Source organism: Thermosynechococcus sp. M98_K2018_005, assembly GCF_015295825.1.
Lineage (GTDB): Bacteria > Cyanobacteriota > Cyanobacteriia > Thermosynechococcales > Thermosynechococcaceae > Thermosynechococcus.
The window spans coordinates 1-11406 of record NZ_DVEH01000004.1; the positions used below are offsets into that span (position 1 = coordinate 1).

Here is an 11406-nt window from a genome sequence, read left to right on the forward strand (position 1 = left end):
TATGCCAAGGGATTGAGTATTGTGACTTCTTCAACTTGTTGTGTGCGTAAGGAGCATTTATTAGCTGTGGGCGGTTTTCCAGTGGGTGTAAAACTCAATGAAGACTACATCACTTGGTGCAAGCTAGCTCTGCGATTTCCTGTTGCCCATCAAGCGACAGTGACAACAATCTACAATCAGGATGCAGAGAATCGCTGCGGCGAGCCTCAAACACCTCCTATTCCTGCCTCATTACCTTTTTTAGTAGAACTTTTGCATTCTCAAGAAACGCCTAGTTGCCACTACAGAGGCATTCAAGCTTGTTTTCAGCGAATTGCCTTGGCTACTTTAACTAATGCAAAAATTCAAGGAGCTTCAGTAGATGTAACGACTCTGCTACGTCTGGCGTGGCGGGGGAAATGCTACAAAGCAATACTTGCGCTGGCTTTGCTGAATGTTTTGCCGACAGGTCTGTTGAACGGAATCAAGTCCTTACGACATCAACATCAAAAAGCCCAGCGCATTTCTTCCGGTAGGGACGGGGCTAGCTCTTTCTAGGCGCAGCCACAGCCTGTATGGCCACAACCACCGCTTTGTTTGCAGGTACCGTTGGCACAGGCTTCGGAGCAGTAGGGTTTGCCCTCGACCATGATCGCATCGCTGAGGGAGACAATGCAGAGGCAGTGGGGGCAGGCACATTTCATTTGGGTAACAGTTGTCATAGCTTTTTCTCCAAACGGGGACTGAAGGGAGGCGTAGGTCGCCTCTCTTTCAATATATCTGAATACTTGTTCAAGTGTCAATCAGTTATTGATTGTCTGGGCAGCGCCTATGATAGAAGTATGAACATTAAAACTCTTGCTGTTACCCATCCCCATCATCCCGAAGCGTTGGCACGGGCAAGCGATCGCCTGCTCTCCACGGAAAAAGCCCAACGAATGGCGCAACTTTTTGGCCTGCTAGCCGATGCCAACCGACTGCGCATTGTTGCCTTGCTTGCCCAAGGGGAGTTCTGTGTTGGCGATATTGCTGTGGCACTGGAAATGAGCGAATCTGCCGTCTCCCACCAATTGCGGATGCTCAAAGCGATGCGACTGGTGAGTTTCCGTCGCCAAGGACGACATATCTTTTACCAATTGCTGGATCACCACGTGCTGGCGCTCTACGAGGCGGTGGCGGAACACTTAGATGAGGAAGATTCAGAAACAGCCTAGGGAGAAGGACAACTGGGTGGCAATGCAATACTGGAGCCCGAAGGAGCTGCTTCTAAAATTTGAGTTGTGGTCAATGTTGTGTACGTGGCGTAGGTGCAGCCTGTCAACGCTTTCAAGTCTGGACGCTCAGGGGTGGCTTGGAATTCCGCGTAGTTACTATTCGCAACGGTGATCTGGTAATCATAGTCGGGCGTATCACTAAGGCCGATTTCTAACCTTGCGATGTCAGGGGAGAATGTGGGATTGGCTAAACGGTAGGCTTGCTGGGCACGGTTCACGGCACCAATATTCGTTTTGGCTTGGGATTCGCGGGCTTTGGTGGCCTGATTCAACATCGAAGGGAGGGCGATCGCCGCCAAAATCGCAATAATAATGACAACGACGAGTAGTTCAATGAGGGTAAAGCCTTTTGAAAAGATGAGCGATCGGTAGAACCAAGGCAGGTTGGGACGATAGGGAGACATAGGAATGCTCCAGTATTGGATTTGTTTTTACCCTAAAGTGTTCCCACAGATTTCCGTGAAATTACAGAGCTCTCCCCTAAAGTCCCAGTAGTTTTTTCTTGGCTGCTTGGAACTCTGCTTCTGAGAGTAGCCCCTGCTGGTACATGGCTACGAGTTGTTGCAGTTGTTCTAAACTAGGGGAATTCGCCGAAGTACGGGTTTCAGGTGTCGGTTCGGGTTGGGATGGGGATGGTTCAGGAGCAGGGGACGTTGGTGTGGGGCGAGGGGCTGGTGTGCCTTGAGCCAATTGATAGGTTTGGATCACCTCTTGGAGAATGGCGGCTTCCCGCTTGTATTCAAGGCTGTCGCGTCCCCCGGCTTTGTGGAGTTCTTCCTCGCGTCGCTTCAAATAGTTCAGTAGATGCTCATAGAGGGCTTGCTTTTCTTCTGGGGTTGCGGCTGCTTTGAGGATGACGGTCACTTGGCGTTGAATTTCTTCTAAGTCGGGACGGCAGGCCAGCACTTCTAGGACTTGGGTCACTTCCTCCCAGTTGCCGGCAATGTCCACATCTTCAAGGCCAACAGTAGTATGGCGGGTGTAGCGGATGGTGGCTTCGCGGGTGGCGCGGTTTTCTGCCTGTTTGAGGACACCAAGGGCGCGAGCAGTCACCACCAGTTTTAGAATTTGGGGGTTCTCTGGAAAGACATCCCAGAAGGGGGGATCTTTTTGCAGGTGTACGGGGATGGGCAAATCGCGGTTTTCTCCCCGCAGGCGGGCGCGTTTGGCGGTAATCATTTGGCCTCGCCAATCTTGGTAGGACTGGCGTAGTTCGGGCATGCCCTCAATACAGCGTAGGGAAAAGCCCCCCATTTCTTGGACAAAGACAATGCGGTGCCGCTCGCGATCGCCCAAAGGCTTAATGTCATCACTGGTAATGCTCTGGCCACTGGGTTTGACGAGGTTCTTGAGCAGGGGAATCAGTTTTTTGGCAGCCAAATCAGCCGTATTTTCACCGCCGACAATGGCGATATTCGTATTCACTGAAGGAGTAAAGCCGGCATCACGGCCACTGATGACCGCTTGGGAGAGCAATAGTAGCGGCTTTGATTTTTGGTAAGCCATGCGCAGGGCATTGAGGATCTCCGCTTCATCATTGCGATAAAACTGCAACAGGCGATCGCAGGCGGTGAGATCCCGCACAAGGCGGCTCTCTTCTGGGGCATTTTGCACGGTGCGCCGTACCGTTTCTTGGATAATCTCCCGTAGGTCACTTTCTTGGACCTCTGCCAGTTGCGCCAGATCCAATAGGCGCATTACCTCATTGGCGGCGCGGGTTTGCTTCCAGAGGGGACTCGCCTCCTGCAACACCGTTGTCGCTGTCGTAGTACAGAGTTGATTGAGACCAATGGTAAATGTGGAGGCCACACCGGTATTGGCGCCGGCATAGCGCTCGACGAGGTCTTGATAAAGGCTATTGAGTTCTTGGCGATCGTAGAGCTTCACGCCATTGATCCGCAGGGCATCGGCACTATCCGCTTGACTATCGGCCATCGCCTTGAAACCATCCCGTAAATTGAGGAGCCGCTGGTTGAGCTTGGCAAGACGTGCCTCCATCCCTTGCAGCCATTCCTCCAGTTTGTCCATCACCTCTTTAGCCAGAAAGCGGGCTTTGGCTTGAATGGTGGCATTGAAGCTGCCCTCAATTCCTTCTAGAGCCTGCTGGCAAAATTCCTCCATTTTTGCTTGCTTGGAGATGCCAAAGAGAGTGCTGAAGTGGTTGATGTCCTGAAGGGCATTTTCGTACTGCCGCTGACGATTGGTGATATTGGGTTGCCAAGTTTGCTGAATTTCGCGGTCATATTTTTCCTGCTGACTGATAAAAATTTGGCGAATTTGCCGCAGAAAGGCGTTGGCAAACTTCAGTCCCCGATTGCGATCTTCAACAATGCGGTAGAACTCCTCCTCAAGACTTTGGCGAGCTTGCTGGATAATTTGATTGCGGTTGTCGTACATGCGCTGCAAAAAGTCACCGTGGAGGCGCTCATCGGGACTCAGTTCCCGTAAGTGAGCAGCCCGGTAATTGTCGACCTGTTCACTCAGCCAAGGCACAAATTGCAAAATTTTGCCTCTTTCCGCACCAATTATGCCCCCTACTCCCTGTTGGGTACATTCAAGGCGGTTTTCACGGCTAATTTGATTACGTAGATCATTAACCCAGCGGGAAATTTCCTGCATGTAGGGGCGATCGCCCGCTGCTGCCAAGGCCAGTACCAAATCCATATCCAGCAAGTTCATGGGTTTCAGGAGACTCTCGGTGACCTCTAAAAGCTGGGGCGGCAATTGTACCGATTCATTCAGCCACCAGTCAATAAAGTCTTGGCAGAGGCGATAGGTCAAGGAGGCACGAATTTGGGCAATGGGAATTTCGACACTGGAGAGGCCAAAGGCCATAAAGCTCTTGGGATAGCTCCGCCCGCCGGCATCTTGAGACGCCCAAGCCGCCTTAATGTTGTCGCGAATGGAGCGTTTGTGGGGAGCAAAGTCAGAAGTGAGATCCAAAAAGATATTTTGGGCAATCATCTCGCGAATCTCATCGAGCTTGAATTCGCTCTCGCCATTTTTGGTGCCCACAAGGTAGGTAAAGTCAAAGGGAGGACAGTTGTAGCGCACTTCGTCGCTGAGGCTGCTACTAAATTGCGCCACGTACTCGGTGCGGTAGTCGGCAAAGTAACTGAGTTCCATGAGGGCGGCATAGCCATTGGCCAGCACGCGATCGCCGACACTAATCGCCGCAAAGGCATTGGGCATGGGCACAATTCCCGTGACGAGGGGACTCGACTGCCCCTTTAGCCAGTGGCGGACACAATAGCCGAGGTCAATGAGCATACCGCTACCTGTGCCCCCAGAGAGGGAACCCGTAATAAAGACATTTAAGCTACTATTGTTGACCTTGAGGCCGTAGCGGCTTTGCATAAAACTTTCGTGACCTTTGACGCGATCGCTAGCCGCTTGGAATTTTTGTTGAATCGCATGGTAGTTGCAAAAGAAGGCAAACCGACCACAGGCACGGATTTGACCTGCCCCGGCCTCTAGGGCGGTAATGTTGCGCTCCAGTTCCTTGGGAAACCAAGAGGCAATCCACGGGTAGTTGTCGAGGTTTTGAATGATTTGCTGCACGTTTTTGCCACTGACACTGGCCCAGTGCTTTTCGTTGTCCTTGAGGGGAGAGCCAGCGGCGAGGGGGTTGCTCACCTTGTAGTCGCGATCGGTGTCAATGGCAAGGAAGCTAATCACGGGAAACTGTTTCAGGCTGCCGTAGGTTTCCTCCACCAATCGCCGCACCCGCGATAGCACCTCAATCCCTGTGCCACCCACTCCCACAACGACCGTCGGCACAATTGATTTTTCTTCCACCTGTGCAGGCATGGTTGCTCTCTCCGCCGCAAGTCACCCCGATCCTAGCAAGGATGTCCGCAAAATCTGGCGATCGCAATGTTTCATAAAAAATTTTTGCAGCAATGCAATCTGATAGTTTTAGCGGCTGAGCGTCACCACGGCAGCATGACGATCGGCCAGCAGTTGGTTCACCGTTTGCAGCAACGTTTGGGGTTGAAAGGGTTTGACAATGTAGCCATTAGCACCCAGTTGGAAGGCTTTTTGGCGGTGGGTGTCCCCTCCCCGTGACGTTAAGATGGCAACCGGTAAATGGCGTAAACGCGCCGAAAGACGAATCGCCTCTAGCAAGCCATAGCCATCGAGGCGGGGCATCTCAATATCCGTGAGCACAAGGGACACCTGATCCCCTTGGCCAAGGAGAAAATCCAATGCTTCCTTGCCATCGCGGCATTCCACAACATCGTAGCCCGCCTGCCTTAGCACAGCATCCAAGAGCCGTCGCACAGTAATCGCATCATCAACAATCAGCACTTGGGGTATGGTGCGCTGCTGGTCTGGGGTCGTCACCGGCGGGGCTGGTACTTCCATTGGCGTAAGCAGTACTCCAAGGTTGTCGGGAGCGAGAACCGGTACCACTTCACCAGTTCCTAGAACCGTACAACCCATGACGTAGGGGGGCACGGGTACCGTTTGATCAAAGGGCTTGACCACCAACTCCCGCTCGGCAATGAGGTAGTTTACTGCCAAGGCCACCGCCTGACCAGCCACATCCACAACCACACCCACACCAAGGGGCTGCGTTGGCGCACTCAGGGGACGCTGATAGGGTAAGAATTGATGCAGTGGATACAGGGGAATGGATTGTCCCTGCCAGTCAATGGTGGCGCTGGGGTGGTGAATATCTGTGTATTCCTTCAGGGCAATGACTTCGCGGATACTCAAATCTGGGATGGCCAAGGTTAGCTCCCCGACTTGACACAGCACCATGGGCAGCAGACTGAGCGTCAAGGGAAGGGTGAGGGTAAAGGTTGTTCCCCGCTGGGGTTCAGTGGTGATCTGCAGACGTCCCCGCGATCGCTGGACTTGCTCGCGCACCACATCCAATCCCACCCCACGCCCAGAAAGATCACTCACCTGCTTGGCGGTTGAAAACCCAGGTACAAAGAGAAATTCTAAAATCTGCTCACGGCTCAGGTGGGGAACTTTTTCAGGAGGGCAGAGCTGAAGTTCCACTGCCTTTTGACTCACCCGCTGCAGATCAATCCCTCGACCATCATCGGCCACCTGAATTTCCACGGCGTTCCCCCGCAGTCGTGCCCGCAGCCAGATGGTTCCTGTCGGGGACTTGCCCAGTTGCTGCCGCTGTTGGGGCGGCTCAAGGCCGTGGTCAAAGGCGTTGCGCACCAGATGGGTCAGGGGTGCTTTAAGTTGCTGCAAAATCACTTGATCCACAAGGGTATCGCCCCCCTCAATCACCAGTTGGACGGGCTTATGGTGGCGATCGCCCAAGGTTTGCACAGCGATCACAAACTTTTCTGCCAGTTGGCGAAAGGGCACCAAGCGGGAATTTGTCAGTTCACCGTAGAGACTGTTTAAGTGCTGGCGGTTGAGATCAAGGGCTTCTTGGAGATCCCGGTTGAGCAGATCAATATCGGCGCCCGTCTCCTGAATCCGCACCAGCAATTCTTGAAAATCTTGGAGCGCGGTGTGCAGTTCTGTGTAGCGGTCAAATTGCAGCGCATCAAAGCCACTATGACGATTCGCAGCTACACCTTGACTCCCAAGGGGGGTGGCCAAGCGATCGTAGAACGTCTGTACCTGATCGCGAATGGGGCGAAATTGCTCAAGGCGGTGCTTCAGTTCGCGATTGATCCGCAAAAACTGCTGTTGATAAAGGGTGAGGCGTTCTTGACCAATGAGCAATTCGCTGACGGTATTAGCGAGGCAATCGAGACGACTGACGGGAATGCGCAGATAGCTGTCTTGGGGGGGGGCGGTTTCCGCAGGTGGGGTAGGGGTCGGTAACTTGGCCAGTTCTGCCTGCTGCAATTGCCGAAATTCAGCGACAACGGCGGGCGCTAATTCCCCAAGGGGCAAATCCGCTGCGAGCTTCGGTAATTCTGCGGCCAGTTGCTGTAACCAAGGAATTGCGCACTGTTCCCCTAGGGTTTGGGCGGTGGCAATCAGGTGAGCCAAAGCCGTCTCCCGCTCTGCATCCGTGGTACTGGCCTCTAGACGCTGCAGGGATGCCTCAAGGGTTTGCGTCAAGGCGGTGCGCAAATCGGGGGGAGGCGCAGTGGAAGACGAGGGAGTGGCTGCGACGGTGCCAAGGAGTTCCGTCAGGGCTGCAAGAAGGGCTTGATAGCGGGGAGTGGGTGTTAGGGAATGGTTCTGTTTGGCGGCAGCCAAGAGTTCTTGGGCTTGCTCAATCCCTTGAATCAGAAGACGATGGGCACGGGGGCGATCGCCCATGCGACCCTCTTTGAGGGCTTCCAGAACATCCTCTAGGCGATGGCTTAAGGCCTGTAGCTCACTGAGTTGGGCAATCCCAGCCCCCCCCTTGAGGGAATGCGCCGCCCGCATCAGCGTGTTGTAATCCTCAGCCGTATAGTGACGCTCGGGATCGGTGGCCACCTGTTCTGCCCATTGTTCGAGGAGCAGTAAATACTCTGGGGCATCCTCGTAGAGGAAGCAATGGCGTGCCTCCTGGGTAATGGCGGCAAGGTCGGCAGCGTCGAGGGTCATGGCTAGCTCTCCTTAGGCATCCACACGGAATCGGGATACCGAGGCTTGTAGTTCTGCAGCAACGGCCACTAGGCTTTCCATGGCATCCACCACAGCAGCAGCCGCTGAAGTTGTTGTTTGGGCCATCTGGGCAACCCCCTGCATAATCTGCGTCACTTCTGCGGCTGTGGACGTTTGGGAAGCAGTGCGCTCAGAAATCACTTGTAGCCGTGAATCAATCTGTTGGTTGAGGCGAGCGAGTCCCTGTAATGTTGCTTTGGTTTGACTCACCAACTGGGTGCCCTTGACCACTTGCGCCGTACTGTCCTCCATTTCCTGAAGCACCTCAGCCGTCTCCTGCTGAATCCCTGTCACCAACTGCTCAATATCCCGCGCTGAATCTGTCACCCGCTCGGCCAAGCGGCGCACCTCATCGGCCACCACCCGGAAGCCTTGGCCGTGTTCCCCGGCGCGTGCAGCTTCAATTGAGGCATTAAAGGCCAAAAGGTTGGTTTTCTCGGAAATGCTGGAGATGATGTTGATGATTTTAGAAATCTCTTGGGAGGATTCGGCAAGACGTTTCATTTTCTTGGCGGTGTTGGCCACGCTGAGGCGGATATTTTCCATACTCTCTACGGTGGTGTCCATGGTCGCATCCCCCAATTGGGCCGCCGTCAACCCCTCTGCGGCGATCGCTGCTGCTTCTTGGGCAGAATTGGCGACTGCTTGCACTGAGGCGGCCATCCTCTCGACCGCTTCCACACTGCGATCAATGTCGGCAGCTTGCTGGGTTGCCCCTGCCACAAGTCCGGCGATCGCCCCTTGGGTGGCTTGGGCAGCAGCCTGTACTTGGTTAGCAGCAGTCTGGACTTGCACGACAATTTGCCGCAAACTGCGCACCGTGGCATTGAAGGCATCAGCAATAGACCCCATTTCTCCTTCGTCCACCTTGGCGCGTACGGTGAGGTCTCCCCGCTGTGCCCCCTCAATATCCAGCAATAGGTTAATCACTGCCTCCTGCATTTTCATCCGTTCTTGGCGCTGCCGCTGGGCTTCCCCTTGACGTTGGGCTTCGAGGGTTTCAAGCTGAGCCTGCTGCTGCTGGAGTTGAGCCACCAAGGCAGCAATTCCTTGGCCGATGGCGGCGAGTTGAGGATCAGTAATCTCTGGAATCGGTGCATCCCACTCCTGTTGCTGAAGTTGCACGAGCCATGTTTCTAAGGTGTGCAGTCCCTGCCGCAACTGTTTGATTTGACCCCGTCCTAGGGGAATGGGGGTCGGCGCAACGGGGACACTGGGCAGTGGGGCGGGCGGGGGAGCAGCAGGGCTTCCCTGCAATAGCACCAAGGCATTGCGAGCACTTTGGCCAAAAATGCCCTGATCCGCTTCGGCGATCGCCTGATAGAGGGCTTGGGCGGCGGCAACATCGCCGGCCTGTTCTAGGGCAGTGGCTAGGCTCAACTGGACCAAGCGATCAGTGGGGTCTTCCTCAAGGAGGGCACGCAGGGTCGGAATATCCTGAGTGAGAATGGCATTGAAGTAGCAATCGCTCAGGGATGAGGTGGGGGGGGTGGAATTCGCAAGGGAGGTCATAGGGCAGGAGCGGGTGAACGGACGACAGCTTCAAAAATGGCCTCAACATTCAATAGTAAAATTGGCAGCCGATTCAACTGCACAAAACCCTGCAAATACTGCTGCACCTCCCGCTGAAGTCGCTGGGGCACCGGTTGCTGCTGCTCTGGCGAAACATGAATAATCCCCCGCAGTTGACTCACCAAACAAGCCAGTTGACGCGGCGATGATCCGTGACGCATCACCAGTGCCGTCCAACGTTGGTGGGGGGATCGCCCCCAATCATGCTGCACCCCCAGCAATTGCAACAGGTCAAGCATCCACAATAACCGCCCGCGCTGGTTACTAATGCCCAAAAGAGCGGCTGACACCCCCGGCACCAGACAAATATTCCGTGGCTCAACACTTAAGACCTCAGCCGTTTGCCCAAGGGGAATCGCCACATTCACCCGTCGGGGCAGTTCCACATGAAAGTATTCCTGAATGGCTGGGGCACTTACAGACATCATCGAGGCAAGGGAGGTAAGTACTTGTTAATGGTTTCAATTAAATCCTGGGGTTCAAAGGGTTTCGTAATGTAGTCATTGCCCCCCTGGCGCAAGGCCCAAAAGCGATCAAAGTCCTGATCCTTAGAGGAGCAAAAGATAATCGGCACTGTCTTGAGGAGGGGATTCGCCCGTACTTCGCGGCACAGTTCTAAGCCATTGGCTCCGGGCATCACAATATCGAGCACAATTAAATCGGGAGGCTGATGCGTGGCCAACCATTCCATAGCCTTTTCCGCTGTTTCCGCCACATGGGCTTGGTGTCCCAATTTCTCTAAAATTGAGACAATCATGATTTGCTCTGTGTGGGAATCCTCAACGACTAGCACCTGCTTCATTAATAACTCTCCATCGCCGCAGTGTGGGTAAATCGCTCTGCTAACGATAGTAACTCCTGTGGGGTAAAGGGCTTCGTCAAATAGTCCGTCGCCCCCACTATCCGTGCTCGAATCCGATCCACTAGCCCGTCGCGCCCTGTGAGCATGACGACGGGAACATCCTTAAGGGCTTCTGTTTGCCGCAGTTGACGGCATAGCTCATAGCCATCTATTTCTGGCATCGAGATATCCATTAAGACTAAGTTAGGCTTAGTGTCATTAAGGGCACCCAGGGCATGGGTTGGCTCCATCAAACCTAGCACCCGATAACCACAGGTCTCTAAAATGAGGCGGACATTGCGCTGGATGGTGGGACTATCGTCAATACAAGCCACGATTGGGCGAGTATCACTCGTGGGCGCATTGTAGGGATGTTGGGCAATCAAGCCATTGACTAAGGCAGGTTGCAACAACTGAGCTGTGGCGATCGCCTCCATGCGCAACTGAGTCGCCACTTCATAGAGTACGGGGGTCTGCTCCAAGAGTTGAGGCAACGCAGCGGCAATATCGCGGCCATAATCCATCAGCCACAGATCAGCGGGAATCCGCTCGGTGGTGGAGAGTACCAGTCGTTGCAGCGGCGAGTTCAAATAGGTGCGCACCTGTACCGCTTGGGTAATAGCTTGCCGCAGTTGACTCAGGGTTTGCTTGATCGGCACACAGAGTACCAAGTGATCCAGACCCGCCACCCGCTCCACCCGCACTGAGGCTTGGGGCATGGCAAAGATATGAACCAGCGCTTCTTGACTAAAGAGAAAGAGCAGCTTACGCAGTTGGGGAAGGGTCAATTGCCCCTGTTGCCAAAGACGACAGAGATACTGATACTCGGTTTCATCGGCTGACAATTGAGTGCTGAGTTGGGGGCAATAGCGTTGACACAGGTAGTTGAAGCGTTCCTGATGCCCGACAGTGCTATTGGCGTAATGCAGTTGACCATTGCCGACATACAGGTTCCAGCCGATGGAGGAATCCTTCGGATCGATAAAGGTTAAGTGACCGGAGAGGCGATCGCCAATCACCTTCTGAATCACCCGTGCTGGAAATGCCAATGCTTTATCGCCCACTTGCGCTACTGAACTTGACGTAGGTGTACTCATCGTCATAGAAACTGTCCCTTTGACAATCTGAATAGATCGCTGAATCAGCAATAGACAA

General features: G+C 54.0%; 9 protein-coding genes and 1 pseudogene. 2 read left to right on the forward strand and 8 right to left on the reverse strand.

Going from position 1 to position 11406, the window contains the following annotated elements:
• A pseudogene (locus tag IGQ15_RS00460) lies at nucleotides 1-537 on the forward strand (hypothetical protein); the annotation flags it as partial.
• On the opposite strand, the gene IGQ15_RS00465 reads toward IGQ15_RS00460, so the two are convergent.
• A complete protein-coding gene (locus IGQ15_RS00465; protein WP_297047571.1) occupies nucleotides 534-701 on the reverse strand; it encodes a metallothionein in 168 nt (55 codons plus the stop codon). The pseudogene IGQ15_RS00460 and the gene IGQ15_RS00465 overlap by 4 nt on opposite strands.
• 120 nt (nucleotides 702-821) lie before the next feature.
• On the opposite strand from IGQ15_RS00465, the gene IGQ15_RS00470 reads away from it, so the two are divergent.
• On the forward strand, nucleotides 822-1193 hold the full coding sequence (locus IGQ15_RS00470; protein WP_297047574.1) for a metalloregulator ArsR/SmtB family transcription factor: 372 nt from the start codon (nucleotides 822-824) through the stop codon (nucleotides 1191-1193).
• Here IGQ15_RS00470 and IGQ15_RS00475 read toward each other — a convergent pair.
• The 7 genes from IGQ15_RS00475 to IGQ15_RS00505 form a co-directional block, all read right to left on the reverse strand.
• Complete coding sequence (locus tag IGQ15_RS00475; RefSeq protein ID WP_297047576.1) at nucleotides 1190-1657, reverse strand: type IV pilin-like G/H family protein; 468 nt, start codon at nucleotides 1655-1657, stop codon at nucleotides 1190-1192. The two genes, IGQ15_RS00470 and IGQ15_RS00475, sit on opposite strands and share 4 nt — an antisense overlap.
• 76 nt (nucleotides 1658-1733) lie before the next feature.
• Nucleotides 1734-5063, reverse strand: coding sequence for a tubulin-like doman-containing protein (locus tag IGQ15_RS00480; RefSeq protein ID WP_297047579.1), 3330 nt, complete (start codon nucleotides 5061-5063; stop codon nucleotides 1734-1736).
• Between the two features lie 108 nt (nucleotides 5064-5171).
• Nucleotides 5172-7778 carry a hybrid sensor histidine kinase/response regulator gene (locus tag IGQ15_RS00485; protein ID WP_297047581.1) on the reverse strand — a complete coding sequence of 869 codons (2607 nt, stop codon included), beginning with the start codon at nucleotides 7776-7778 and terminating at the stop codon, nucleotides 5172-5174.
• 12 nt (nucleotides 7779-7790) lie between these two features.
• Nucleotides 7791-9350, reverse strand: a complete 1560-nt coding sequence (locus IGQ15_RS00490; RefSeq protein WP_297047584.1) for a methyl-accepting chemotaxis protein — start codon at nucleotides 9348-9350, stop codon at nucleotides 7791-7793.
• Nucleotides 9347-9835, reverse strand: a complete 489-nt coding sequence (locus IGQ15_RS00495) for a chemotaxis protein CheW (protein WP_297047588.1) — start codon at nucleotides 9833-9835, stop codon at nucleotides 9347-9349. The genes IGQ15_RS00490 and IGQ15_RS00495 overlap by 4 nt, the downstream gene beginning before the upstream one ends.
• Nucleotides 9835-10212 carry a response regulator gene (locus tag IGQ15_RS00500; protein ID WP_297047591.1) on the reverse strand — a complete coding sequence of 126 codons (378 nt, stop codon included), beginning with the start codon at nucleotides 10210-10212 and terminating at the stop codon, nucleotides 9835-9837. The genes IGQ15_RS00495 and IGQ15_RS00500 overlap by 1 nt, the downstream gene beginning before the upstream one ends.
• Nucleotides 10212-11406: response regulator (locus IGQ15_RS00505; RefSeq protein ID WP_297047592.1), on the reverse strand; the 1195-nt coding region annotated here is incomplete at its 5' end. The genes IGQ15_RS00500 and IGQ15_RS00505, both read right to left, overlap by 1 nt.